This window comes from Rothia dentocariosa ATCC 17931 (genome assembly GCF_000164695.2).
In the GTDB taxonomy this organism is placed as follows: Bacteria; Actinomycetota; Actinomycetes; order Actinomycetales; family Micrococcaceae; genus Rothia; species Rothia dentocariosa.
Map to the genome: position 1 here is coordinate 1734053 of NC_014643.1, position 24583 is coordinate 1758635.

Annotated in this window: 26 protein-coding genes; 22 read left to right on the forward strand and 4 right to left on the reverse strand. The window is 53.1% G+C overall.

What is annotated here, in order from left to right:
* The first annotated feature begins 54 nt into the window (after positions 1–54).
* The 6 genes from HMPREF0733_RS07470 (at position 55) to HMPREF0733_RS07495 (ending at position 5314) form a co-directional block, all read left to right on the forward strand.
* A complete protein-coding gene (locus HMPREF0733_RS07470) occupies positions 55–570 on the forward strand; it encodes a CinA family protein (protein ID WP_041321721.1) in 516 nt (171 codons plus the stop codon).
* Positions 571–804: 234 nt separating this feature from the next.
* Positions 805–1212 (forward strand): helix-turn-helix domain-containing protein, encoded by a 408-nt coding sequence (locus HMPREF0733_RS07475; RefSeq protein ID WP_004006266.1) that lies wholly within the window; start codon positions 805–807, stop codon positions 1210–1212.
* Between the two features lie 157 nt (positions 1213–1369).
* Positions 1370–1591, forward strand: coding sequence for a DUF3046 domain-containing protein (locus tag HMPREF0733_RS07480; RefSeq protein ID WP_004006267.1), 222 nt, complete (start codon positions 1370–1372; stop codon positions 1589–1591).
* Between the two features lie 322 nt (positions 1592–1913).
* Positions 1914–3026, forward strand: a complete 1113-nt coding sequence (gene recA, locus HMPREF0733_RS07485; protein WP_004006268.1) for a recombinase RecA — start codon at positions 1914–1916, stop codon at positions 3024–3026.
* Positions 3027–3165: 139 nt separating this feature from the next.
* Positions 3166–4251, forward strand: a complete 1086-nt coding sequence (locus tag HMPREF0733_RS11455; protein WP_013398760.1) for a regulatory protein RecX — start codon at positions 3166–3168, stop codon at positions 4249–4251.
* Between the two features lie 55 nt (positions 4252–4306).
* Complete coding sequence (locus HMPREF0733_RS07495; protein ID WP_013398761.1) at positions 4307–5314, forward strand: DNA glycosylase AlkZ-like family protein; 1008 nt, start codon at positions 4307–4309, stop codon at positions 5312–5314.
* A gap of 1 nt (position 5315) precedes the next feature.
* Here HMPREF0733_RS07495 and HMPREF0733_RS07500 read toward each other — a convergent pair whose 3' ends face one another.
* Entirely contained in the window at positions 5316–6638 is a 1323-nt protein-coding gene (locus HMPREF0733_RS07500; protein ID WP_244864682.1) for a hypothetical protein, read from the reverse strand.
* Between the two features lie 40 nt (positions 6639–6678).
* On the opposite strand from HMPREF0733_RS07500, the gene miaB reads away from it, so the two are divergent.
* The 3 genes from miaB to dapF all read left to right on the forward strand — a co-directional run bounded on the left by miaB (position 6679) and on the right by dapF (position 10242).
* Complete coding sequence (gene miaB / locus HMPREF0733_RS07505; RefSeq protein WP_013398763.1) at positions 6679–8196, forward strand: tRNA (N6-isopentenyl adenosine(37)-C2)-methylthiotransferase MiaB; 1518 nt, start codon at positions 6679–6681, stop codon at positions 8194–8196.
* Between the two features lie 57 nt (positions 8197–8253).
* Positions 8254–9228 (forward strand): tRNA (adenosine(37)-N6)-dimethylallyltransferase MiaA, encoded by a 975-nt coding sequence (gene miaA, locus HMPREF0733_RS07510; protein ID WP_013398764.1) that lies wholly within the window; start codon positions 8254–8256, stop codon positions 9226–9228.
* 75 nt (positions 9229–9303) lie between these two features.
* Positions 9304–10242, forward strand: a complete 939-nt coding sequence (dapF, locus tag HMPREF0733_RS07515; protein WP_013398765.1) for a diaminopimelate epimerase — start codon at positions 9304–9306, stop codon at positions 10240–10242.
* Positions 10243–10336: 94 nt separating this feature from the next.
* Here dapF and HMPREF0733_RS07520 read toward each other — a convergent pair whose 3' ends face one another.
* Positions 10337–10966, reverse strand: a complete 630-nt coding sequence (locus HMPREF0733_RS07520; protein WP_041322031.1) for a class I SAM-dependent methyltransferase — start codon at positions 10964–10966, stop codon at positions 10337–10339.
* A 117-nt stretch (positions 10967–11083) separates the two neighbouring features.
* Here HMPREF0733_RS07520 and hflX point away from each other — a divergent pair, with 117 nt between their 5' ends.
* Both hflX and HMPREF0733_RS07530 read left to right on the forward strand, forming a co-directional pair.
* Positions 11084–12733 carry a GTPase HflX gene (hflX, locus tag HMPREF0733_RS07525; protein ID WP_013398767.1) on the forward strand — a complete coding sequence of 550 codons (1650 nt, stop codon included), beginning with the start codon at positions 11084–11086 and terminating at the stop codon, positions 12731–12733.
* 17 nt (positions 12734–12750) lie between these two features.
* Positions 12751–14769, forward strand: a complete 2019-nt coding sequence (locus tag HMPREF0733_RS07530; RefSeq protein WP_013398768.1) for an ATP-dependent DNA helicase — start codon at positions 12751–12753, stop codon at positions 14767–14769.
* 162 nt (positions 14770–14931) lie between these two features.
* Here HMPREF0733_RS07530 and HMPREF0733_RS07535 read toward each other — a convergent pair whose 3' ends face one another.
* Together HMPREF0733_RS07535 and lexA are read right to left on the reverse strand one after the other, a co-directional pair.
* Positions 14932–15300, reverse strand: coding sequence for a VOC family protein (locus HMPREF0733_RS07535; RefSeq protein WP_013398769.1), 369 nt, complete (start codon positions 15298–15300; stop codon positions 14932–14934).
* A gap of 102 nt (positions 15301–15402) precedes the next feature.
* Entirely contained in the window at positions 15403–16071 is a 669-nt protein-coding gene (gene lexA, locus HMPREF0733_RS07540) for a transcriptional repressor LexA (RefSeq protein ID WP_013398770.1), read from the reverse strand.
* Positions 16072–16530: 459 nt separating this feature from the next.
* Between lexA and HMPREF0733_RS07545 the strand changes: the two genes are divergently transcribed.
* From HMPREF0733_RS07545 to HMPREF0733_RS07595, 11 genes are all read left to right on the forward strand, one after another.
* Positions 16531–17172, forward strand: coding sequence for a LysM peptidoglycan-binding domain-containing protein (locus HMPREF0733_RS07545; protein ID WP_013398771.1), 642 nt, complete (start codon positions 16531–16533; stop codon positions 17170–17172).
* A 293-nt stretch (positions 17173–17465) separates the two neighbouring features.
* Positions 17466–18128: an imidazole glycerol phosphate synthase subunit HisH gene (locus HMPREF0733_RS07550; RefSeq protein ID WP_013398772.1), complete on the forward strand. Its 663-nt coding sequence runs from the start codon at positions 17466–17468 to the stop codon at positions 18126–18128.
* Between the two features lie 38 nt (positions 18129–18166).
* Positions 18167–18346, forward strand: coding sequence for a hypothetical protein (locus tag HMPREF0733_RS07555; RefSeq protein ID WP_004006282.1), 180 nt, complete (start codon positions 18167–18169; stop codon positions 18344–18346).
* 4 nt (positions 18347–18350) lie between these two features.
* Positions 18351–19103, forward strand: a complete 753-nt coding sequence (locus tag HMPREF0733_RS07560) for a HisA/HisF-related TIM barrel protein (RefSeq protein WP_013398774.1) — start codon at positions 18351–18353, stop codon at positions 19101–19103.
* 187 nt (positions 19104–19290) lie between these two features.
* Positions 19291–20001, forward strand: a complete 711-nt coding sequence (locus tag HMPREF0733_RS07565) for an SseB family protein (protein WP_244864684.1) — start codon at positions 19291–19293, stop codon at positions 19999–20001.
* A gap of 71 nt (positions 20002–20072) precedes the next feature.
* Positions 20073–20492, forward strand: a complete 420-nt coding sequence (locus HMPREF0733_RS07570; protein ID WP_013398776.1) for a DUF1844 domain-containing protein — start codon at positions 20073–20075, stop codon at positions 20490–20492.
* A 372-nt stretch (positions 20493–20864) separates the two neighbouring features.
* Positions 20865–21566, forward strand: coding sequence for a translation initiation factor IF-3 (gene infC / locus HMPREF0733_RS07575; RefSeq protein ID WP_013398777.1), 702 nt, complete (start codon positions 20865–20867; stop codon positions 21564–21566).
* Positions 21567–21734: 168 nt separating this feature from the next.
* Positions 21735–21929, forward strand: a complete 195-nt coding sequence (gene rpmI, locus HMPREF0733_RS07580; protein ID WP_004006287.1) for a 50S ribosomal protein L35 — start codon at positions 21735–21737, stop codon at positions 21927–21929.
* A 113-nt stretch (positions 21930–22042) separates the two neighbouring features.
* Entirely contained in the window at positions 22043–22423 is a 381-nt protein-coding gene (gene rplT / locus HMPREF0733_RS07585; RefSeq protein ID WP_004006288.1) for a 50S ribosomal protein L20, read from the forward strand.
* A gap of 170 nt (positions 22424–22593) precedes the next feature.
* Complete coding sequence (locus HMPREF0733_RS07590; protein WP_013398778.1) at positions 22594–23538, forward strand: TrmH family RNA methyltransferase; 945 nt, start codon at positions 22594–22596, stop codon at positions 23536–23538.
* Positions 23539–23603: 65 nt separating this feature from the next.
* Complete coding sequence (locus tag HMPREF0733_RS07595; protein WP_013398779.1) at positions 23604–24554, forward strand: cation diffusion facilitator family transporter; 951 nt, start codon at positions 23604–23606, stop codon at positions 24552–24554.
* Positions 24555–24583 lie beyond the last annotated feature (29 nt).

A 24583-nucleotide genomic window follows, 5' to 3' on the forward strand; every position in this document is an offset into this window, starting at 1 on the left:
CTGTCCCGGTATTTTATACGTCGGATATATCTCGTTGGGAGGAGAGGAGTACTTATGGACGTACTCAAAACGGTACCGCATAGTGCGAAGGAAGCCTCTCAGATGCTTCACGATGCGTTGGTCGGTACAGGTCTGACAATCTCTACGGCGGAATCTCTCACCGGAGGAGACGTCGGGGGTACTATCTGCACCGTTGCGGGAGCCTCGGAATACTATCGCGGCGGGGTTATCTCATATGCGAGCGCGGTCAAGGCATCCGTTTTAGGCGTAAACAAGGAGCTTTTAGCTAAGATTGGCTCCGTTGATCCGGAAGTTGCCCGGCAGATGGCGCAGGGAACCGCACGAATCTGTGGAGCTGACTACGGGGTTTCGACCACTGGAGTTGCAGGGCCAGAGCCGCACGATGGTAAGCCCGTTGGTACCGTATTTTTGGGTGTGCACACTCCAGAGGCAACCTATGCCGTACAGCGGCACTATGAGGGGGATCGGGTACAGATTCGCGCCTCGGCAACGGCGGATGTAATTCTCCTGCTGACCCAGGCTGTGCACGGTACTAAGGACGCATCGTAGCCTTATCTAGAGGTCAGCTGAAGTATCTTTTCACGGGATACTTTAATCAAGTTTCCAGGGATTTCCCAGGTGCATGGGAATAAAACTATAGCTTGGTAAGTTTGAATATATACTAGCCAGGCTCATATAAACGCTACAGTACCCGAGGCTAGCCGAGAACTAAAAAATGAGTTAGGCTTAATAACTGTAAGAACCGAACACTGGTTGACCTACGTACGAGGAGAAACAACGCATATGACCAAGAAGCGTGTATCTATTAATGGTATTACCCGGTGGAAAGAAATTAACCCAGCTCCGCAGCAGGTAGCTCCTGTTGTGGAAGAGGCAAAGACTGTACCTCTGCGCCAGGCTATTGGCGAGGTTCTTCGTGACGTTCGTCAGCGCCAGGGTCGTACCCTACGCGAGGTTTCACAGAGCGCACGTGTTTCCCTGGGTTATCTCAGCGAAGTTGAGCGTGGGCAGAAGGAAGCTTCTTCGGAGCTTTTGGCATGGATTTGCCAGGCGCTTGATATCCCGATGTACCAGATGCTCCGTGAAGTCGCCGACCGTATGGCAATTCTAGAGGGCGTACACGTTCCGGATACCGTTCCCGCCGAGCTTGCTGAGCAGTACCGTAACGATTACATGATGGCTTCGCTCTAAGAAACCTATGTGAGCGAACCGCGCATCCGTTATGATGCGCGGTTCGCTTTTTTATGCATTGACAACGGTAGAGGTCTACCTTCGCAGGGGACTCTGATGAAGCATTCTCGTGATTTTTTCGGATGTGCTCTGAAACAGGAGAGCGTAAGGAGGGATGATGAAACTCAGCGAGTTTTGGACAAATATGGACTACGAATTCGGTGCTGGGTATGCCCGAGTTTTGGCGGGAGATTTGGTGCTTGGGTCGCTTGGGAATATGACGGCTTTAGAGGCACTTGAAGCTGGGGTTGCACCGAAGGATGTTTGGCTTGCGGTCTGCGAGACACAGGATATTCCGGAGGTTCGCCGTTTGGGACCCGACCGTGAACCGCGCAGGTAGCCGAATCCATGAATTGCTGCGGAATAAGTCCGGTTTAGGGGTTGTTGCGACGCTGTATGTGGAGACTCTGAGATAGACACGGCGAGCATAAATTCGAAAAAATTTGCCGAAAATTTGTGCGATTTATAGGATTTTTGTTCGAGTCATGCTAATCTATCCACAGAGTAAAAATATCTGTACTTTCTGGGGGATTTTTCCACATTCTTCCGCCGCCGGTCTTAAAGTGTCAGGCGGACTTCGTAGAGTAGTGTGCAGAGGGTGGCGAGAAGCACCTCCCGAAGAATCATTGAGACCTTCTATTGATAGAACGAGGTAACTAACCGTGGCAAAGAACAGCAAGGCACAGGGCGTCGCTCGTGTTCCTGAAGAAGGCCGTGCCAAGGCACTCGAAGCCGTGATGGCTAAAATCGACAAGGATTATGGTAAAGGCGCGATTATGCGTCTAGGCGATAAAGAGACCGTGAAAACGGAGGTTATTTCAACCGGCGCTATCGCTTTGGATGCTGCTCTCGGTATCGGCGGACTGCCCCGCGGCCGTGTGATTGAAATTTATGGTCCTGAATCTTCTGGTAAGACCACTGTCGCTCTGCATGCTGTAGCGAATGTGCAGAAAGCGGGCGGTATCGCGGCGTTTATTGATGCTGAACATGCACTCGATCCGGTCTATGCTGCCAAACTCGGCGTTGACACCGATGCCCTCTTGGTATCGCAGCCCGATACTGGGGAACAGGCACTCGAAATTATGGATATGCTGGTTGGTTCCGGCGCTGTTGATATCGTTGTAGTCGACTCTGTAGCGGCTCTCGTTCCCCGCGCCGAGATTGACGGCGATATGGGTGATTCTCATGTGGGCCTGCAGGCGCGTTTGATGAGCCAGGCTCTCCGTAAGATTACGGGTCGCCTGGCATCCACCGGCACTACAGCAATCTTCATTAACCAGCTTCGTGAGAAGATCGGCGTGTTCTTTGGTTCTCCCGAAACCACGACCGGCGGTAAGGCCCTGAAGTTCTACGCCTCGGTGCGTATCGATATTCGACGTATTGAGACCTTAAAGGACGGGGCGAACCCCATTGGCAATAAAACTCGTGCCAAGATCGTGAAGAATAAGATGGCTCCTCCCTTCAAACAGGCCGAGTTCGACATTTTGTATGGTGAGGGTATCTCCGTTGAAGGCGGTATTCTTGACCTCGCGGTAGAGCATGACATCGTCAAGAAGTCTGGCGCCTGGTTTACCTATGATGGCGAACAGCTGGGGCAGGGGCGCGAGAACGTGCGTAAACTGCTCAAGGATAACCCGGAATTGACTGAGGAACTACAGTATAAGGTCCTCGTAAAACTCGGAATTATCGATCCTGAAGGCGAGGAATCTTCGGAAGAAGCTGAAGCCACATCGGTTGAAGCCGATCCTCTCGACGAGCTCGCAGAAGAATTCTAAATAAGATGGCGTGTGCCGCGCATCCACGATAGCCTAGCTTTGAGGATGCGCGGCACACGCTCAGCATATCTGAGGACTCTACGCCTTTGAGGCGTTGTACCTACAGGATTACAGCATCGAATCAGCACAGGAAGGCGGCATGGGTAACGATTGGTTGGCGGATGCCTGGGGTGATAACCCGTTGAGTGACCCTACGATTTCTGACGCTGAAACAATTTCTGATGCTGCAGAGGGCAAAGCCACAGGATTCTCTGATTGGCATCCCGCCGCACACGGATATGTGGAAGACAAACCCGACCCCGATTCTGTACCCTATCGTTCTTCCTCATCGCGCTCGTTCCCAAGCACACGAGGGGGAGGGGCGGCAGCTCAACATGATGCAGAACCCCGTACACAAAACGCTTCATCAAAAACTTCAGCAGAGCGTACATCGGGCGCCCGTAAGAAGCGTCGAAACCCGGACTGGAAAAAAGGATTCCGGCGCCCCAAGAACACCGAAAAATCGCCCTTCGCCCCGGCTATTGGGGCTCATCGTGCAGAGGAAGAACATCCAGAAAAAGTACGAAAGAAGAAAAGGTCATCAGGCCCATTATTTCGTGAGGGGAGTGCCCTCAACGAACCTTTGAGCACCGAAGAAGAAGCTCTTATTCGAGGTATCGCTGCCGAAGAAAAGACGAATGTTCCGGGCACCAATCGCTCAGGACGTTGGAAACAGCGCGAAGAGCCAGATCCGTACACGCGAGCAAAGACTCTGGTTTACAATCAGCTGGCGTATTCTGCTAAATCCCGCGCGCAGTTGCAGAAAAAACTTGCCGATAAAGGGTTTGAGGAAAGTCTTATAGAGCCGCTGCTCGATAAATTTGAGGCGGCTCACCTAATCGACGATGCCGAGTATGCGCGTTCCTTTGTGGAACAGCGGGGAAAACATAAGAAGCTTTCCCGAACCGCTCTGCGCCGTGAACTCAAAGAGCGAGGAATTACCGGAGAACTTGCTGAAGATGCGCTCGCTGCACGCACGGACGAAGATGAGCACCGGGATGCGGCGGAGCTCGTGCGCAAAAAACTGCGTCCTTCCATGAACTTCTCAGATCGTACCGAGAATGAGAAAATCTTGCGTCGGCTAGTAGGGATGCTGGCACGTCGAGGATATTCTTCATCTGTAGCGTTTTCGGTGGTAAAAGAAGAAATCGAGAGGTACCGCAGCGAGCAGGAAGAAGACTGTTGAATATTCTTCATCAGAAGAGTATCCAGCGGATCCAGCAACAGATAAGAGGTAATCTATGCAGCCGTTACAAGAACTTCGTGCCAGGCGTATGATCGCTCAGCTCCTCGCTCCAAGTGCAGCGCATCGTGGTATAGGTGTAGACGCTGACACTCTGTACCAAGAGACAAGCGCCCCGATACATGTGTTAAATCATCTCTACGCTGTTCAGGGGCAAAACTATAACGCCGGTGTGCGTGCCATTGCGCTACGAGCTGGGTGCAGTACTGACACAGTTCTTGAAGGCATTCACGACTACAGCATTGTACGTTCGTGGCCCATGCGCGGGACACTCCACTTTTTGACTCTTAACAGTGCAGATTCGCTGTATGCTGCTGTCGCCGGCCGAGGCGCGAAGCCTCAACCCACCTATATGCGTCAATGTAACTTTACGCTCGAAGACTTTGAGCGGTGGCGTGAGCACCTTCATGACGCTTTACAAACCAGGGGACATCTTGAGCCGCTCACTCGCACTGACCTCTACACCATTCTGGATGAATACGGCTATAGCGGGCCAAGTTCGCGGCGCAGCCACCTCATTCGACTCTACGGCGGTGAGGGCACGGTTCTTCAAGGGCCGCTCCGGGAAAAAGAAGAAAGCTTCGTGCACCGCGACTCCATACCTGTGCCCCGCACAAAATATGAGCGAAAACAGGCACTGGCTGAACTGGGTACACGTTATATATGCGGTCACGGGCCGGTGACCGCGGAGGATCTGCGCTGGTGGGCTGGGATTACAATAACCGATGCCCGGTATGCGTTTGAACATGCTCGCTGTACCCAGACTATTGTGCTGGGCGGGCAAGAATATGCGGTAGGTTCCTGGCAAGAAGGCATTACCCGTTCGGAGCTTAAGGATGCACTCAACCGCGAGCTTAGCCTCCCGGCCTTCGACGAGTATCTGCTGGGGTACGCCGATAAGAGTTTTGCATTGCGTGAGGAACTGCGTCCGCAGGTTCTCACCTGGAACGGAATTAGCTGGGATTTTACGCTTGCCGCCGGTGAGGCAACTGGACGTGCCGTCTAATCTACTTTTCGAGGTTCTTACCGTAATCGCCAAGGCGCTGGATGAGATCGTAAAGCGCAGGGTCTTGGGTGTTCCCAAGAGTAAGCAGGATGCGCATCAGCTCAACACCCTGGCGGCAAATGCGGGGAAGAACCCGCACCCGAGCTCCGTCGGCGTAAAGCTCCAAAAGCGTACACACTGTAATAGCTGCGCACACCGCAATGTCTTCTGCAAGCCTGGCATCTAAAGGTATTTCACCGAAGAGGACCGTATAAAATTTAGGAAGCTCCTGTTCCCTATCTACCCGGTAAAGCGGGTACTGGGGCGACGAGGGAAACCCGAGCATCGCCTCCACAAAAGGGAATCCGCGGTGGTGGATACAGGTTCCCTCCGTATCAAAAGCGCGGGTGCCGATACCGCGAGAAGGTGCCATATCGGCAGGGGAGTACAGCACGTTATGCGGCGAAAAATCTCCCGACGAGAGCATATAGACCTGTCCGCGGCTACGTTTAAACTGCTCGGGTACCGGCGGGCGTTTGAGGAAAAATGGCTGAGTGATGCGATGGAACCGGAAGATTAGTTCTTGGAGATCGTTTGTAGGTTCTTCGGCATCTTCGCTCCGTTCTGCTGGGAGATCGGGATATAGGCGTTGAAGCCCCTTCTCGGCAAGTTTCGGGGAGGGCATTGCCCCCGGGAACTGTGCCCTACGGTCCGCCCTCGCAAGCGATGCGCGATATTCATCGACGGTGTCGTCAAAAATTCCCTGCCGAGCAAATTCACCCCACACTGCCGCGTAAGCCGCAAAAGCGCGTGCCGTATTATTCTGGTTGAAAAGCTGCGTGGAAGTATCAGCTATGAGGGAGTTTGCAACGGGTACCGACCCTTCAAAAACCACGTCTTCGAGTGCTAAGCAGCGTAGATCATCATCAACACCGTAGAGGGCAGGGTAGATATCTGGAACCATTTCATCGAGGGCAACCGCACCGTATTTTTCCCGAAGGTATCCAAAACCGCCTGCGTTAGTCGCCGAATCTCCGCGGCGATAACGTTTTAAGATGACAGATTCGGGCTGCCAGGGTGTATGCGGGTTAGATCCATAGCGTACTCGCAGCACTACCGAGCGCATTCCGGTTGATAGGATCGTCAGCGAGAGCGGAATCCGATCTCCGATAGCCGGTAGGGTTGCCGCCCACGAAAGCATCTTGAGAACACTGACCCGGAACGCCTCAGAATCGGCGGGGGAGTGCGTGGGCGCGGGATGGTATTCCGCGATGGCACGCTCAAGAATAGTCGCGAGGGGATCATCAGGATATTGGCCGGAAGAATTACTAAGGGATACCTGCATAGAGCCATTATCCACCATCCGCTACCCTAATGGCGTGAGCATGACCCTAAATGATTTTTCTGCTGAATCCGCAACGTCCGCCGAAACTCCCCGAACCTATGAAGTTCGCACCTTTGGCTGTCAAATGAACGTTCACGATTCTGAACGTATGTCTGGTTTGCTAGAAGCGAACGGGTATGTACGCGCCGCCGAGGGAGAAGAACCCGACCTCGTGGTGTTTAACACATGCGCGGTGCGCGAGAACGCATCAAATCGTCTCTATGGACATTTGGGACAGTTGGCCTCCGTGAAGCGACGCCACGAAGGCATGCAAATTGCTGTAGGCGGATGCCTGGCTCAAAAAGACCAGAACACTATTATCGAAAAAGCCCCTTGGGTAGATGTCGTGTTCGGCACCCACAATATTGGTTCGCTCCCCACACTCCTTGAACGCGCTCGCCACAATCACGAAGCGCAGGCGGAACTGCTCGAATCGCTTGAAGTGTTCCCCTCGACCCTACCCACGAAACGTGACCATGTGTACTCGGGCTGGGTTTCAATCTCCGTAGGATGTAACAACACTTGTACCTTCTGTATCGTGCCGTCACTGCGCGGTAAAGAGAAAGATCGTCGACCCGGCGATATCCTCGCTGAAGTTCAAGCGCTCGTCGATGACGGCGCGATCGAAGTAACTCTGCTTGGGCAGAACGTGAACTCCTACGGCGTGGAATTTGGGGATCGTCAGGCATTCTCCAAACTATTGCGCGCCTGCGGTGATATTAAGGGACTGGAACGAGTACGGTTCACGTCACCGCATCCAGCTATGTTCACCGACGACGTGATAGAAGCGATGGCAGAAACCCCGAACGTCATGCCTGTTCTGCATATGCCGCTTCAATCGGGATCAGATAAGGTGCTCAAAGACATGCGCCGCTCATACCGATCCAAGAAATTCTTGGGCATTTTAGAGAAGGTGCGCGAGCGCATTCCGCACGCTGTCATTACCACCGATATTATCGTGGGGTTCCCCGGTGAGAGCGAAGAAGACTTCCAGGATACGCTACGCGTGGTGGAGCAGGCGCGGTTCTCGTCAGCATTTACCTTCCAGTACTCAATTCGCCCCGGCACCCCGGCGGCGACTATGGAAAACCAGATTCCAAAAGATGTTGTGCAAGAGCGCTACGAACGCCTAGTGGCTCTGCAAGACCGTATTGCGGGCGAAGAGAACCATAAACAGCTGGGGAAGACTGTCGAGTTGATGGTTGTCGCAGAGTCTGGACGTAAAGCGCAGCAGACGCATCGTCTGGCGGGTCGCGGACCGGATCAGCGCCTCGTACATTTTTCGGTGCCCGCTGGATGCGAAGAGCCTCGCCCTGGAGACATGGTGACCGTTCCTATCACTGAGGCAGGGTCATTCCATCTGATTTCAGATCCCACCGCTGAGCAGTATCAGCTTCGCCGCACCCGAGCCGGGGAGGCCTGGGACCGTTCACAGGCCGAATCTTGCGGTGCCGGAACTACCCAGGCTTCGGGCGGTCCGGTGGGGCTTGGCATGCCCACTATTGGGCCTAAATCCTAGATACCGTAGGGGGTGCGCGCGGTCTCATAATTATATGTAGACCCGTACAATAGACCCATGACGTACCCCTTGGAGCCTCCTATTCTCGCTATTGTCGGTGCCACCGGTACTGGTAAGAGTGCGCTCGCAATTGCTCTTGCCCGGCATCTTGACGGTGAATGCGTAAACGCGGATTCCATGCAGTTCTATCGCGGTATGAATATCGGAACTGCTAAGATTACCGCTGAGGAAATGCAGGGGGTTCCTCACCATCTGCTCGATATTTTGGATATCACGCAGGAAGCTTCGGTAGCAGAATTTCAGCATCAAGCCCGGCAGCTCTTTGCGGATATTAGAGCACGCGGTAAGTACCCTATTCTGGTGGGCGGATCCGGTCTCTATGTTCGGGCAGCTCTTGATAAACTCGAATTTCCCGGCACGGATTCGGCGGTACGGGCTCGGCTGGAGCAGGAAGCCGCCCAGCAGGGGCTCGGTGTTTTGCGCACACGCCTGGCTCAGGTCGATCCTGACTCTGCGGCGCGTGTTCACGACGAACGGCGCGTTATACGTGCCCTCGAAGTTTTTGAGGTGACGGGACGTCCCTTTTCTGCCTTCATGCCAGTACGCGAATATGTCTCACCCGCCATACAGATTGGGCTTGATATGGATCGTGAACGCCTCCATGAACGCCTACACCGCCGGGTGGTGAACATGGCGGAATCAGGGCTTTTAGATGAAGTACGAACGCTGGAACAGCATGGTCTGCGTGAGGGAAAGACCGCCTCACGTGCCATCGGGTACGCCCAGTTTTTGAAGGTTTTGGATGCGCAGACTACCGCCTCCGACCCCGCGTTGAGCGCGACGTATACTCTGCACGATGCGATCGAAGACACCGCGACGGCAACCCGACAATTTGCGCGCCGTCAGATAACCTGGTTTCGCGGGGACGACCGCGTACACTGGTTTGACGCCGAATCGAAGAACCTGCTCAGCCAAGCGCTTGAGGTCGTGCACCAGGCGAGTCAAGGCTGTAAAGGGCCGAAACCCGCTTAAGCAGCGCATCCTCTGCGGTAAACCGGTAGAATTTACAGAGATTTAGTCACGAAGAACGAAGGGTAGAAAACGAGCATGACCGATGGCGTATCCACGTGGGGAGAACTAGCCGGGCGTACTCTGACAAAGGGGCATGGAACGGGTAATGACTTTATATTTCTGACCGACCCAGCCTCTGAGATCCCGCTCGATGCTGACCTCATCGCGCGTGTCTGCGATCGTCATTTTGGAATCGGTGCTGACGGCTTTATCCGTGCAGCGTATACCGAAAATTTCAGGACCGGGCAGAATATGCTGGAAGAACATCCAGACGCTATCTGGTTTATGGATTACCGTAATGGTGACGGCTCGATCGCCGAAATGTGCGGGAATGGTGTGCGTGCCTTCGTCGATTACTTGCGTACTGAGGGAATGATTGACCTTGAGGTAGGTGAGACCGTCAAGATTGCTACGCGAGGTGGCGTCAAAATCGTGGCGCGCACCGAAGAAGGATATGCCATTGATATGGGTCCGTGGAGTTTTATCCACGGAGACACAGCACGCGAAAGTGGTGAAGATTCGCATGTTTCGGCGCGTGGACTGATGACTCCCCGAGCCGGTCTGTCGATTTCGATGGGTAACCCCCACACTGTGGTGATGCTGGGTCAGGAAGGCAAGTTGGACGGACTCGATCTGAACAGCCAACCACAGGTAAATCCAGCCCCCGAAAAAGGAACTAACGTTGAGTTTGTGGTTCCGGTTGATCTAGAAACATCCGACGAGAATAAAAATGTTGGAGCCATCAGGATGCGCGTATACGAACGCGGCGTAGGTGAGACTCTATCCTGCGGGACTGGTGCATGCGCGGCCGCGGCGGCAACCCGTTTTTGGGGCGGCGAAGAGGCGCCCGATGAATGGCTGGTTCATGTTCCCGGCGGCACGCTCGCAGTAACCTTCGTCCTAGGCCCCGACGACCTCGAACACGTCGTTCTAGCAGGGCCAGCTCAGACGGTTGCCAAGATTGAGCTCCACTAACCTACGAAGGAGTTTTGAGAACTTATGCCCGTCAGCCTTCTTCTGAGGCGGAGAAGCTGGCGGGCATTATCGCGTGAGCATCCACCTGAAGCCTTTAAGAACCTTTGGAAGAACGCACAACCTCCAAGATACGGAACCCCTTCGACATGGCATATCGAGATACCGAAAACTCGGGTCCAAAACGTTCGGTGAGCTGTGCATCCAGCCATTTTTGCAGGGAATCAGAACCCAAATTCTTTTGAACCACCAGATAGGCAGCACCGCCGGGGGCTAGCCGCGGAAGCCACGCGAGCAGAATATTGTGCAGAACCTCTTTACCCACGCGAATCGGAGGATTGGACCAGATAGTATCGAAACGTAATGTGGGATCTATCTCATCAGGGGTGCTCACCGAGACGTTATGCAGCCCCAAAGCGCGGGCATTCTGTTCCGTGAGCGAAAGCGAGCGGGAATTGACGTCAATCCCATAAACCTCAGATTGCGGAGCAAGCATAGCTAAAGATAATGTGATGGGTCCCCAGCCGCATCCAATATCGAGCATATATTTTCCGTGCGGCTCAGGTACTTGCGCTAAAAGAACCGCAGTTCCCTTGTCTATTCCCGAAGGACTAAAAATACCGTTCGCGGTCGTCACGGAAACCTGACGCCCCGCCAACTCAACCTGAACCGTTCGAGGTTTGAACTCGACCTCGGGAGACGAGGAAAAATAATGCTGTTCGCTCATGAATCCAGTGTACCCGGCTGCACCCCGCATCATCGCTGCTACGCTGATGCGCCCACAGCGAGAGATAACCGAAAACCGCGACAACTGCGGCATGCGACCGCTAAAATAGAGGAACATATGAAATTAACAGATACCTCTTTTTCCAGCGAAAAGCTGCCCAGTGATGAGCAGCTACGCCGAACCGTAGAACGAGTCTTAGGCCGTGCAGATGCAGCGGCACAGACCACTATCTACCCCGAAAGCACCGGTAGCACCGCACAACGCCGCGTGCTCGATACCCGTGCCCGAGAAATTTCCGATAATCAGCGGGAACACTCAGAATTTGACGGCGAGCAGGAAGACCTCGCCGAACGCCGCGCATTACGCCGAGTCGCCGGGCTTTCTACCGAGCTCGATGATGTGACTGAAGTTGAATACCGTCAGCTGCGCCTAGAACGCGTGGTTCTCGCCGGGCTGTGGACCGAAGGGACCGTCGAAGATGCTGAAAACTCCCTGCGAGAACTCGCTGCACTCGCCGAAACCGCAGGATCTGAAGTGCTGGACGGGCTAGTTCAGCGTCGCCTCAAACCAGACCCCGGAACTTTTCTTGGCTCAGGAAAAGCCCTCGAACTCAAAGACATTGTTGAGGCAAGCGGTGCTGATACTGTGATCGTCGATTCTGAATTAGCACCCTCACAACGACGAGCCCTCGAAGATATCGTTAAAGTCAAAGTGATCGATCGTACCGCCCTGATTCTAGACATCTTCGCTCAACACGCGAAGTCTCGTGAAGGCAAAGCACAGGTCGAACTTGCCCAACTCGAATACATGCTTCCGCGTCTGCGCGGCTGGGGCGCATCCCTGTCACGCCAGGCAGGCGGGCGTGCAGCATCCGGTGAAGGCATTGGTTCACGCGGACCTGGTGAAACCAAAATCGAGATGGATCGCCGCCGTCTGCGTGCCCGCATGGCAAAGCTCAAGCGCGAAATAGCTGCTATGGCGCCCGCACGTGAGACAAAACGCCTAAGCCGTAAACGCAACAGGGTACCCTCGGTCGCTATCGCGGGGTATACGAACGCAGGTAAGTCGTCGTTGCTGAATCGTCTGACCGATGCCGGTGTTCTGGTGGAGAACGCTCTCTTCGCAACCCTGGATCCGACCGTGCGCAAAGCACAGACTCCGGACGGCATCGGCTATACGCTTTCGGACACTGTAGGATTCGTGCGCTCGCTGCCCACCCAGCTCGTGGAAGCATTCCGTTCCACGCTCGAAGAGGTAGCCGATGCAGACGTGATTCTGCATGTGGTAGACGCATCTCACCCAGACCCTGAGGGGCAGATTCGCGCCGTGCGTGAGGTTATCGCAGATTTAGATGCTCGCCGTATACCCGAGATTATTGCGCTCAATAAAGCGGATGCGGCAGATCCCTTTATCCTCGAACGCATGCGGCAGCGCGAATCGAACCACGTCATCGTCTCGGCGCGCACAGGGGAGGGCATTGACGAACTCAAGCAGAAGATTGCGGATACAATTCCGCGGCCATCGCTTGAAGTTAAATTACTGATCCCCTACAACCACGGTGAAGTTATTTCCCGTCTTCATGCTTGGGACGCTGAGATTAAAAGTACTGCGTTTGTCTCAGATGGAACCTTTGTCACCGCTTTGGTGCGTGAGGATGTTGCCGCAGAACTCTCTGACTATGTGATCGACGGCGAGCTCCTTGAAGTGCTTGAATTGGAGCTTCAAGACTCTGCCTCTGAACCCGAAAACGTCTGTGAACTCGCGTAATGAGAGCGTGAGCGTCCGTGACCGATGATAATATTACTGCGCCCACCGGAGCGGAGCTTGAAACTCTGCCCGGTGCAAAGCCCGTGTTAGATTTGCTCGATCGTGCGATTGAAAAAACGGGCGGGCAAAAACGCCTCGGACAACGTAGGATGGCAGCCCATGTTGCGCAAGCTTTCGACCTTGAGCGGCATCTCCTCGTGCAGGCAGGCACCGGAACCGGTAAATCCCTCGGATATTTGGTGCCAGCCCTGCATCATGCGGGTGCGAGCACAAAACCCATTATCGTGGCGACCGCAACCCTAGCCCTCCAAGCGCAGATCGTAAAACGAGACCTTCCAAAACTTATGGAGGCGCTCTCTTCTGAGCCCGAATCTGAAGCTCAGGTCGCAATCCTCAAGGGCAGGAACAATTACCTGTGCCTGCACAAACTCGACGGGGGATACCCCGAAGAGGAACCTGATACCCTCTTCGACATGCCTCAGCGTAGTATGTCTCGCATTGGTGAAGAGGTGCTGCGGTTAAGGTCCTGGGCGGAAAAAACCGAGACCGGCGACCGCGATGAACTTAAACCCGGTGTATCGGATCGTGCCTGGGCGCAGGTATCCGTGAGCGCCTCAGAGTGTTTGGGAAAACGCTGCCCCCTCGTTGAGGAGTGCTTTAGTGAGCGGGCGCGCCAAGAAGCATATGAAGCCGATCTTGTGATTACTAATCATGCGCTGCTTGCCATCAACGCTTTTGAAGGCTTAGGTGTACTTCCCGAACACGATATCGCTATTATTGACGAGGCGCATGAGCTCGCAGACCGCGTGACCGGCGCGGTGACGGATTCTCTTTCTGCTTCCTTAATTAGGCGTGCTGCTCGCGATATCCGCAAGAACTCCAAAGCAGACTCCAGCGCGCTTGAACAAGCCGCCGGTTCTTTAGAAACCGCATGTGAAGGTGTTTCTGAGGGCTTGATAGAAAGGCTCGAAGGGCGACTTCTGAACGCGCTCGCGGCTGTAGCCGATGCCGCACGGGCGGCGCTTTCCGACTCTAAGAGTGACAATAAAGAGGCGGATGCCGGGCTTCAGATGGCTCGTTCACGTGTCTCTGAGGTACACGATGCCGCAACGCGCATGCTGGAGTCTGCCGAACACCGCGAAGTGCTGTGGCTATCTCGCCAGGGTAATTGGGAAAACGGACGATATACGGCGGCATCCGATCAGGATCCCGCCACACTCCACGTTGCTCCTTTGAACATCGGAAGCCGTTTGCGTGAGGGGCTTTTTGAGGACCGTACCGTTATTCTTACGAGTGCAACCCTTACCGTGGGCGAATCCTTCGATGCGGTAGCAGGTGCCCTAGGGTTAGCGGGGCCGCAAGCTCCGCGCTGGGAAGGTCTTGATGTAGGCTCTCCTTTTGATTATCCACGGCAGGGAATTCTGTACGTGGCTTCCGACTTGCCCAAACCGAGCTTTGGCGTGAATCCTCAGCAGCTCGAACGATTACGCGAATTATGTGAAGCTTCTGGTGGTGGGGCTCTGGGGTTATTCTCATCGAAGCGAGGTGCCGAGCAAGCGGCTGAATATGTACGTCAGCACACGGATTTGAATATTCTCTTGCAGGGAGAGTCTTCGTTGCGGGCTCTTGTCGAGGAGTTTACTGAAGATATAAATGCTTGTCTTTTCGGCACCATGAGCCTTTGGCAGGGAGTAGATGTTCCCGGAGACTCCTGTCGTCTGGTACTGATGGACCGTATACCGTTCCCGCGCCCAGACGATCCACTCGCTCAAGCGCGTACCCGTGCCGTGGCAGAAAAAGGCGGGAATGGGTTTATGGCTGTTTCGGCATATCATGCGGCAATCCGCATGTCTCAGGGAGCAGGGCGATTGATACGTTCCGTCCACGATCGCGGGGTAGTGGCGATCCTTGACTCTAGGCTGGCGACTCAGCGATACAGTGGGTACCTGATGCGGGCGATGCCTAACCTTTGGACCACCCAGGATAAGAATGTTGTTTTGGGTGCTTTAGAACGGCTTTACCAGAGTATTGACTAAAAGCAATAAGATACGCGGGCTTAATGCACGTTGTATTCCGGTACTGGTGCCGAGACATAAACGTAGCGAAGCGTCCATAGATGTAATGTGAGAAAGGGAGGGTACCGTTCAACGGTGCCCTCCCTGATGTATTGTGCGCTTATGGCTGCCTATAGTAATTAGTTAGTCTATCGGGGAAACTCGGATACGGTTCCCATCTAGATCACTTGCTACGAAAGTCATCCCAAATACATCACGATGGGGCTCTTCCAATATGACAACCCCTTGTTCCACCCAGGCTTGGTACTGCGTGAGGATTTCTGCATCGGAACCCTTGAGATTTATACATACCTCAGACGTACGTGTTGAAGTTTCATGAAGAGTATTGCTTGCTCCGGTCCACAACGCTAGCGAGACTCCCGGCGCTAAATCCATGGTGACATAGCGTGGCGAGGTAAAACTGACCTCAAGATTTAAAATGCTCGTATAGAAGGACACTGAGGCCTCGATATCCGATACATAGACAATAAAAACGATCTCACGGTCAATCATTGTGCTGTTGTTCCTTCTGGACATGAGACGGTTGAATACGCAGGAACGGAACCTCTAGCGCGTGTCTTTTGAGAAAAACGCGCGCAGTTCAGAAGATCCCTGTTAGATGCTTCGCAGAACAGAAACTACTTTACCCATCACCGTGGCGCGGTCGCCGAGTATGGGCTCATATTGGGAATTTCGGGGGAGCAGCCAGGTATGACCATCTACTTGGCGGAATACTTTGACGGTCGCTTCGTCGTCAAGAAGAGCCGCAACAATGTCTCCATTATCAGCGGTGTGTTGTTCACGCACAACAACCCAGTCACCGTCGCATATGGCGGCGTCAATCATAGAATCCCCTTTGACGCGAAGCATGAAGAGCTTCCCGCTGCCCACGAGCTGGCGGGGGAGAGAGAGAACATCCTCAACGGATTGCTCAGCCGTAATAGGCCCACCAGCAGCAATGCGACCTACGAGGGGCACGGGAACCATATCCTCATCGCTCACCTCAAATGTAGGCAGCTCCGGAAAATGGGCTGAAGTGCCCTCATGCTCTAGATCGTCAAGAATCTCAATGGCACGCGGTAGTTTTGGATCGCGGCGAATATACCCCATCTTCTCAAGACGACCGAGCTGATGAGTCACCGAAGAAAGCGAAGCCAACCCAACGATATCGCCAATCTGACGCATCGAAGGGGGATATCCCTTCTGCTCGATTTCTGTACGAATCGCATCCAAAATTTTCTGCTGACGCGGAGTCAGCGGAGGGCGCTGAGCTTCGGGTGTCATGCGGAGCCTTCTTTCTAACTATTTACGCACGCCATGGTTCCTAGAGTATTGACTGGATCCAGGTAAGCATAACGATGAACCGTCTCGTTCTCAGTCTAAAGCATCAGAGAGAAAACTTCAAACAAATATTCTATGAACCTCGAATATAATCGAAGAAATATTTAGTAACTTTCTACTAGACTATCGAAACTAGATTCGATATAGTTGGTGTCTACGGAAGACATATTCGATAAAAGTTGAGGTCTTTCGGTGAAATGTTCTAGTTCAGGCTCTTGCTATGCAGGGATTATCGGTCTTCGAAATACTTCGGTATTTCTAGAGCATCTTGAGAGAATCCGAAAGCAAAATATGTGCTTTCTGCAGGAATATGAACTCATACCAACCGCATTATGAGCATTGAGAATGGTGTGTAACGGCGAGGATATGAACTTGTCACACACCAGAGGAAAGGAAAATACTATGGCAACGGCTGCTTCTTCCTCCCGGATTCCGGCGGGGTTAACCGTCATTCACCCGGCTCGTGTTCGTCAGGGCTCTTATCGAGCACGTACACACTATGCTTCACCGAGCCGTTCCCGTGTGCCTCATCCTCATCCTCGACTGACTTTTCCTCAAGTACAAGCTGTATACGAGACTTCATTCTCAGCTGCACCACAGAAAGTGAACGTCACATCTTCCTCTCAGACTCAGCAGAGCGTAACCGGTAAAACATCAAGCGGACAGCGGCGGGTTCCAGAAAAACTTAAAGGTGTGTCGGTGGTTAATAAGCGCAATCCCTCATTTTTCACACGTGCTATGCATTGCTCTAGGGCTCTGAAAAATTGGGTTTTTGGCATTCCGCTGATAACGCTGGCGGCCCTTGTCGTTCTTGGGGCGATCATTCTTATATCGCCGCATACAGCAAACGCTGGAAATAATTCTCAAGGCGCAGGAACCCGGTACGTGACCGTTCAATCTGGAGATACGCTCTGGGATATTGCACAAGAGGTAGACCCGAAGACTGATCCACGCGACACCATGGTGCAGATCAGTAAACTTAATGATCTGCAGGGTTCAACTGTCAAAGTCGGGCAGCGTCTAGAAGTCCCAAATGTGCGATAGCAGCCATAGTTGCTATCTAGAAAACGTGACTGGATGTGCGCTTATTATAACTATTCCGCATTCTTTGCTCTCATGACTAATTTGCGACTGGTGGCTTTGAAGGGACCTGTATCGCGTAAGGCCCTTTTATGGACATATGGTGCTCAATACAGGCGATATAACATGCGGTATGCGATGATAGCGTGAGATTAGGGGCAGAAACCTTGGAGTTTGTACCCTAGAGATACATGACATTTGTATGCTCGCCCGGTTGTTCGTCTGGAATCCGGTGGGAGCGGAACTAAGGAGTCTCTATGCCCACACGTCCCACAGTAGCTATACTTGGCGAATTTGGCACATATGGCGAGCTCCAGCAAGCGTGCGAGCGCGTCGGTGCCCAAGCGTTCGTTACCACAGATCTCGATTCTCTACGAGACGCTGATGGTACGGTGATTGCTGGCCATAAGAAATCTCTCGAAACATACGAGGCTGTGCGGAAACTCCACGGTGATCGGGTGCTTGGCAGGCGCGTTGCAGGCGGCCGTCCTGTCCTTGTTGCGGGGGCTGGTTTTGGGATGTTATTTGAAGTTATCCGAACCGTGAACCCAGAGCTTGGAGACCTTGATATTTCTGCACTAGGAGAGTGGCCGGGTGCTGCACAAGATCTAGCCACCGCTGGGGCTCATCCAGGATGCTATAGGGTTGAGGCCGCTGTGTCCAGTAAATTTTTACAGGATCTTCCTGAACCCCTAAATTTCAAAGCAGAGGATGGCGTGTTTACCTGGGATTTTGACCAGAGTATAGACTATATGGAGCCGCCTGCTGTCAGTTGGACTGATGCAGATCCGCGTTATATTGCAGCTGTCGAGAATGGTCCTCTCACAGCAATTCAATTTTGTCCGGTAGCTTCGGGTGCTGCAGGTGAAGAATTTCTTCGCCGCTGGGTTGCGCATCTTCCCGTCATGAACCGTTTGTAGCATCATAAATTTTACGAAAAACTGCGAAGGAGCATCACATGTCACCTCTATACTCCGGACTTATTCTTATGACTGTTGGGGCATTCTTTGCCGGTGGGGGTATATCTTTCCGTAAACAGGGCATATCTCTTGGCGCGCAGATTGTGCTGTGGATTATTGCTTTAGCCCTCTTCGGCTACGGAGCATATGTAACTTTCGTATACGGGTCACAGGGATAAGAATATGGGTACTCTAGAACTTCTTCCCGCAGTCGATATTGCTCAGGGGCGTGCAGTGCGTCCCGTAGGCGGTCGCCTCTCCCAACAGAGTGAGGGTACAGATCCGGTGGAAGCGGCTCTATCGTGGCGCCGCGCGGGGGCACGATGGATTCATCTTGTTGATCTGGATTTGGCGTTTGGCCGTGGTAACAACATTCGCACCCTTCGCAAGGTTATTGATCGAGTTCGTGCGATAGCTCAGAATCCTATAAAAATACAGGTCAGTGGCGGTGTTAAAGATGAACGTTCTTTGGAAATCGCCTTGAGTCTTGAACCCGATCGCATCAACGTGACGTCGGCGGCGCTGCAGCATCCGGCATGGTTAGAGAAAACACTAGGGCACTATGGTGAGCGGATAGCTCTGGGTTTGGATGCTCGCAATGGAACCGTTGTAGCACGTGGGACCGAATGGTGTGGCGATTCCGTGCATAACACAGTGCGATGGCTGCAAACTGCGGGAGCATGCCGATATATTGTGACAGATGTAAGCCGAGATGGTGCTCTCTCAGGGCCTGGGCTACAGCTGCTTCGTGAAGTTCTCAGTCTCACTGAGCATCCCGTTGTGGCTTCGGGAGGTGTTGCTTCACTGGAAGATATTCGCACTCTTCGTGCGCTGACGAATCAGGGCTTGGAAGGTCTTGTCCTAGGGAAGGCACTGTACGTCGGCAATTTTACTTTTGAAGAGGCTCTTAAGGCGGCTAATGATGATGCCTCATAACCCACAAGAACAACGGAATCTGTCTGAACCCCAAAAGCGTGCAGTTGCACAGCGCGCGTTGCCGGAGCATATTGCGGCTCAATTGCGCAGCGCTGGGAGGCAAACTGATACTGGCGGACAGCCCTGGAAAGGGAGGAACCTGGGAGAGGGAACGTCACAAACCCATCAATACTATGGAGACGATGGTTTGACAAACCCAGATTTAGTCCGGGTTCTGACCTCTTTTGAAGCTGATGAAGTTGATGAGGCAGCAGTTGTTGAAGCGTTGAGTGAAGTGCGAATATTTGCTCCGATTGTTGCTCAGCTTTCACAAGCTCATATAACCCATGATGGTCTGGTATCTGATAAAGAAGCTGATATGGCATTAGTTAGCTTGCAGGCTCCAGATGGTCGAAAAGCTCTTCCTGTTTTTACGAGTGTTGATGCTTTGACGCAGTGGCATCCGCAAGCTCGCCCGGTTGCGGCCTCTATGCGTAAAACGGCATTGAGTGCTGTGGAAGATGATAACCAACTCATCGTTGTGAATCCTGGTCAGAACCTCACATTTGTGGTACGTCGCCCCGCTGTTTGGTCTTTGGCGCAGGGGAAACCGTGGATCCCTTCGTATCTCAGCGACGAGGTACTAAATGAACTAAAGCGCCTTATCTCTACACAACCCGCTTTGGTGGATGTTCAATGCGATGTTGGTGACGGCGTACAGGCACGCACAGGCACGGGAAAGATCCTAAGGGGCGGAGGACCTGGTCCTGAGCTTGCGATTAAACTTGCTGTTCTTCCCGGACTCACCCGCGAACAGCTCAATATGGTAATTCAGGATTTTCAGCGGAGTCTGGCGAGCAGCGACCTTATGTCACAGGCGGTTGATTCTGTGCAAATTAAGCTTCTTTCTGCTTCATAGATTTGTGTAGTCTCAGTTGATGATGTCTTGGTGAACTTTAGAGAGTGTGAGATTCTAGAACCATGAGTAATATGACGAATAGTTTTCAATTTGGCGCATCATCAAATGAATCTGTACCTGTACACGGCGGTACAGAGCTAACTGATGAACAAATGCATGCCGTTAGTGAACAGATGCGGGATATTGCCGATGTGCCAGCCGTTGAGATTATCGGTGCTGCGGCTGTCCATCTCATGAGCGCTGCAGCCGTCAAATGCGGTCTGGCTGCCGAAGATAATGCTGCGGAGTTACAGGACTTGGATGAAGCACGCAAACTTATTACTGCATTGGCGGGGTTTGTGACGGCGGCGGCGCCGGAAATTGGTTCGCAGCATGCCGCCCCGCTGCGTGATGGGCTGCGGACGTTACAGCTGGCGTTTCGGGAAGCATCGTCAATCCCAGATGAGCCGGGGCAAGGGCCTGGCGAGAAATTTACCGGTCCTGTGTACTAATTCTGCGTGCTGAAGTACCTTGAACGATCCGTGAATGTAAATCTTCATATGTTCGCTACACAGGTTTTCAGATAAGATTTTGCCTTGTGCGGGGTAGCGTAATGCGCATAATCGTAGCTGCCCCTCACGGCAGGTTTACTGGGCTGACTGACCGGCTTCACAGGGATAAAACGGGAATATGACGAAGAAGGTTATCGTTCTTGGCATTTTCTTGTGAATTAGCTGTAAACCCGGTAGACTAATGTACTGTTTGCAAGTGGAGTCTACTCCCACCCGCATCCGCCCGCATATGGTGTGAGGCAGACGGGTTAGATAACCGAATTTTCGGTATTCGATGTGTGCCTTCGCTTGTAAACGGCGAGGGCTTTTTTAGTGCTCGCCACGGATAATATTCACGGGGAAACCCACAGAGCACAGGAGCTACTCATTAGCGAACCACGCATAAACGATCGTATCCGCGTTCCGGAGGTCCGACTTGTTGGCCCCGGTGGCGAGCAGGTAGGCGTTGTTCCTCTTAAAGATGCCTTGCGTCTTGCTGAGGATGCCGAACTCGACCTTGTCGAGGTTGCCCCGAACGCGAAACCGCCCGTTTGTAAGCTCATGGACTACGGTAAGTACAAGTACGAAGCTGCGGTCAAGGCTCGTGAATCCCGCAAGAAACAGGTTAACGCCGTTCTGAAGGAAATCCGTTTCCGTCTGAAGATTGATACCCATGACTATGAAACCAAGGTTGGGCACGCTCGTCGTTTCTTGACCGGTGGGGATAAAGTCAAGGCCATGATTCAGTTCCGAGGTCGTGAACAGCAGCGCCCCGAGATGGGTGTGCGTCTGCTTGAGCGTTTGGCAGAAGAACTGGCTGAGGTGAGCACCATTGAGTCTCGTCCTCGTCAGGATGGACGCAACATGGTGATGGTTCTGGCACCGCTTCGCGGTAAAGCAGAAGTGCGCCGTGGACAGAACTCAGGCAACCGCAAGGGTCGCGAGCGTCTCGACACGACTACGGCGAAGCCCGTTAGTAACTCATTGGCAGATGCTATGCCTGCCGAGTTGAAAGCTCAGGCTTCAGCCGAGTAATAGAGCCGAAACACAGCTTGGGGGCGCCCCTCGTGGAGGTGGCGTCCTTGAACTTTGAGTTTGGCACGGCGGGTTAATCCCCGATCGTAATTCGTCCTTGGGGGAGGGCACTCTTCCCCCTCAAGCTACTCCGCTCGCGCGGGGATGAATGTAAGGAGAACGGCAGCTATGCCGAAGCAGAAGACCCACTCTGGTGCTAAGAAGCGCTTCAAGCTCACCGGTAGCGGCAAGGTTAAGCGCCAGCAGGCGAACCGCCGCCACTACCTGGAGCACAAGTCATCTCGTCTGACCCGTCGTCTGGCATCCGACCAGATTGTTACTGGTGGCCAGGCAAAGGTTGTTAAGAAGATGCTGGGTAAGTAAGCTACGCTTACAATTCGCCTAGAGAAGCGGGAAAATCCGCATCACAGACCAAGACTCGCTCCTGCACGGTATAACATGATGGCCGTTCAGGACATAAGACGAAGGAGACACACGTGGCACGTGTGAAGCGCGCGGTTAACGCGCACAAGAAGCGCCGTACTATTCTCGATCGTGCATCCGGTTACCGCGGTCAGCGTTCGCGCCTGTACCGTAAGGCTAAGGAACAGGTCACCCACTCGCTCGTATACAGTTACGACCACCGTCGTAAGAAGAAGGGCGATTTCCGTCGCCTCTGGATTCAGCGTATTAACGCTGCATCCCGTGCACAGGGGTTGACCTACAACCGTTTCATTCAGGGCCTTAAGGCTGCCGGTGTTGAGGTTGATCGCCGTATGCTGGCTGAGCTCGCTGTGAACGAGCCAGCAGCTTTCAATGCTCTGGTTGAGATCGCTAAGAAAAACCTACCTGAGGATACCTCGGCTCCTAAAGCATAACTGAGAGCCAGGTAGTACCTGCAGCAGTGCGGGTATTAAAGCGTAAACGGTCGCCGTGTCTCATGACGGCGACCGTTTTCTTACTGATATAGAAAATCCCGTAAATGCAGCCCCACTTCAGCGTGTGCGGGGGAGCGCATCGGTTACCTGTTTGCCTGTACCCTTAAAGGGTGAATCTTCTAGAACGCATAAGTTCCCCAACCGTGATGTCGAATCCGCATGCTGATCGTGTACGTGACATCGCCAAACTGAGCACTCGTCGTGGGCGTGCCAAGAAAAAACAGTTCATGGTCGAAGGACCCCAAGCCGTGCGTGAGGCACTGAAAGCGCATCTGCAATCACCGGTGTTAGACGCCGTATACGTTACGGAAAGCGCCTATGAGCGTCACCCCGATATTGCTGAACTTCTGGAACAAGCGCACGGTACCCCTACACCTGAGGAAGGCCGCCGTGTCTTTATGCGTGTCGTGACCGATGAAGTCTTGGCGGCTATGGCGGATTCCGTAACCCCGCAAGGTATTATTGCCATTTCGTTCATGGTGGATACTTCGTTCTCTGTCTTATGGGGTGAAAACGCTCTCAACCCTAAACTTATCGCTGTACTATCCAGGATTCAGGACCCTGGGAATGCGGGTACTATTCTGCGTGTGGCGGATGCGGCAGGGGCCGATCTCGTTATCACCACGAAGGGGTCGGTTGATCTTTATAACCCCAAGACAGTACGTTCAACGGCAGGTTCTCTCTTTCACGTTCCCATTATTCAAGGTGTTGAGCTGGAAGAATTTGCCGAGGATGTAAAATCTCAGGGAACCGTTGTGCTTGCCGCCGATGGGTACGGTACTGTAAATCTTCAAGACCTTATTGACCACGCGGCAGTTCTTCGCGCTGGTCTTGACGGTGAAGCTCCGGCGGGGGTAAAAGGTGCTTTTGACCTTTCTCGTCCTACTATGTGGCTTTTTGGAAATGAAGCCCAAGGACTTAGCGCCGAGGAGAAATCTGCGGCTACGATGCGCATTGCAGTTCCAGTGTATGGCGCGGCCGAATCGTTGAATGTAGGTACTGCTGCAGCGATATGCCTCTATGCTTCGGCAATGGCACAACACCAGACTCAGTAGCTTCCTGACTCGGCGGCTCATATAAAATAAGAACTTTTGAAACACAGACATGTATTGGAGAAAGAATGTCCGCTCATTCTGGTCACACCGGATCAGGCGCAATTTTTGCGGCTTTAGGCGCAAACCTAGGCATCGCGGTTCTTAAATTTATTGCCTACCTTCTGACCCGTTCATCCTCAATGTTGGCTGAGGCTATTCACTCGGTAGCAGACTCGGGTAACCAGTTACTTCTGCTGGTAGGCGGCAAAGTAGCGCAAAAAGAAGCAGACGAAGAGCATCCTTTTGGTTACGGGCGTAACCGCTATATCTATGCCTTCATCGTATCTATTATTATCTTCGCGCTTGGTGGCCTCTTCGCGCTCTACGAGGGGTACGAGAAATGGCATGACCCTCACGGAATTACGGAATGGCAGTGGGTACCGGTTGCGGTACTTGTAGGTTCTATTCTCCTGGAAGGTAACTCGTTCCGCGTTGCTATTAAAGAATCGCGCGAGATGAAGGGGCAGCAGAGTTGGCTTCGTTTCTTGCGTACCTCAAAGAATCCGGAGCTTCCGGTGCTTCTTCTGGAGGACGCGGGCGCACTCCTTGGTCTAATCCTGGCTCTCTTTGGCGTTTCAATGACTTTGCTGACCGGTAACGGTCTGTGGGATGCCGCCGGAACTTTGGCTATCGGTATACTTCTGGTTTTTATTGCTATATTCCTTGCTTCTGAGATGAAGTCTTTGATTCTGGGGGAGGCTGCTTCCCCGGAGGATCTCGCGAAAATTCGTGCTGCAATCGAAAACGGGGACCAGGGTCGTGTTATTCATATTAAGACTGTGCATCTGGGACCTGAAGAGATTTTGGTTGCGGCTAAGATTCGCATTCATGATGCTGATACGGGAATTACTGTTGCGAATGAGATCGACAAAACTGAAGAACGTATTCGTGAGGCGGTACCGGCGGCACGTGTTATATATCTGGAACCGGATGTTTACCGTCCCGAAGCGCAGGACTCCACGAGCGTATCCCATTAGCCGGTAGAAATCCCGGACTTATAGATCTT

Excerpts from the sequence above, each read along its gene's own strand:
- HMPREF0733_RS07470 (WP_041321721.1), top strand. The coding sequence starts at position 55 with ATGGACGTACTCAAAACGGTACCGCATAGTGCGAAGGAAGCCTCTCAG.
- HMPREF0733_RS07475 (WP_004006266.1), top strand. The coding sequence starts at position 805 with ATGACCAAGAAGCGTGTATCTATTAATGGTATTACCCGGTGGAAAGAA.
- HMPREF0733_RS07480 (WP_004006267.1), top strand. The coding sequence starts at position 1,370 with ATGAAACTCAGCGAGTTTTGGACAAATATGGACTACGAATTCGGTGCT.
- HMPREF0733_RS11455 (WP_013398760.1), top strand. The coding sequence starts at position 3,166 with ATGGGTAACGATTGGTTGGCGGATGCCTGGGGTGATAACCCGTTGAGT.
- HMPREF0733_RS07495 (WP_013398761.1), top strand. The coding sequence starts at position 4,307 with ATGCAGCCGTTACAAGAACTTCGTGCCAGGCGTATGATCGCTCAGCTC.
- HMPREF0733_RS07500 (WP_244864682.1), bottom strand. The coding sequence starts at position 6,638 with ATGCAGGTATCCCTTAGTAATTCTTCCGGCCAATATCCTGATGATCCC.
- miaB (WP_013398763.1), top strand. The coding sequence starts at position 6,679 with ATGACCCTAAATGATTTTTCTGCTGAATCCGCAACGTCCGCCGAAACT.
- miaA (WP_013398764.1), top strand. The coding sequence starts at position 8,254 with ATGACGTACCCCTTGGAGCCTCCTATTCTCGCTATTGTCGGTGCCACC.
- dapF (WP_013398765.1), top strand. The coding sequence starts at position 9,304 with ATGACCGATGGCGTATCCACGTGGGGAGAACTAGCCGGGCGTACTCTG.
- HMPREF0733_RS07520 (WP_041322031.1), bottom strand. The coding sequence starts at position 10,966 with ATGAGCGAACAGCATTATTTTTCCTCGTCTCCCGAGGTCGAGTTCAAA.
- hflX (WP_013398767.1), top strand. The coding sequence starts at position 11,084 with ATGAAATTAACAGATACCTCTTTTTCCAGCGAAAAGCTGCCCAGTGAT.
- HMPREF0733_RS07535 (WP_013398769.1), bottom strand. The coding sequence starts at position 15,300 with ATGATTGACCGTGAGATCGTTTTTATTGTCTATGTATCGGATATCGAG.
- lexA (WP_013398770.1), bottom strand. The coding sequence starts at position 16,071 with ATGACACCCGAAGCTCAGCGCCCTCCGCTGACTCCGCGTCAGCAGAAA.
- HMPREF0733_RS07545 (WP_013398771.1), top strand. The coding sequence starts at position 16,531 with ATGGCAACGGCTGCTTCTTCCTCCCGGATTCCGGCGGGGTTAACCGTC.
- HMPREF0733_RS07550 (WP_013398772.1), top strand. The coding sequence starts at position 17,466 with ATGCCCACACGTCCCACAGTAGCTATACTTGGCGAATTTGGCACATAT.
- HMPREF0733_RS07555 (WP_004006282.1), top strand. The coding sequence starts at position 18,167 with ATGTCACCTCTATACTCCGGACTTATTCTTATGACTGTTGGGGCATTC.
- HMPREF0733_RS07560 (WP_013398774.1), top strand. The coding sequence starts at position 18,351 with ATGGGTACTCTAGAACTTCTTCCCGCAGTCGATATTGCTCAGGGGCGT.
- HMPREF0733_RS07570 (WP_013398776.1), top strand. The coding sequence starts at position 20,073 with ATGACGAATAGTTTTCAATTTGGCGCATCATCAAATGAATCTGTACCT.
- rpmI (WP_004006287.1), top strand. The coding sequence starts at position 21,735 with ATGCCGAAGCAGAAGACCCACTCTGGTGCTAAGAAGCGCTTCAAGCTC.
- HMPREF0733_RS07595 (WP_013398779.1), top strand. The coding sequence starts at position 23,604 with ATGTCCGCTCATTCTGGTCACACCGGATCAGGCGCAATTTTTGCGGCT.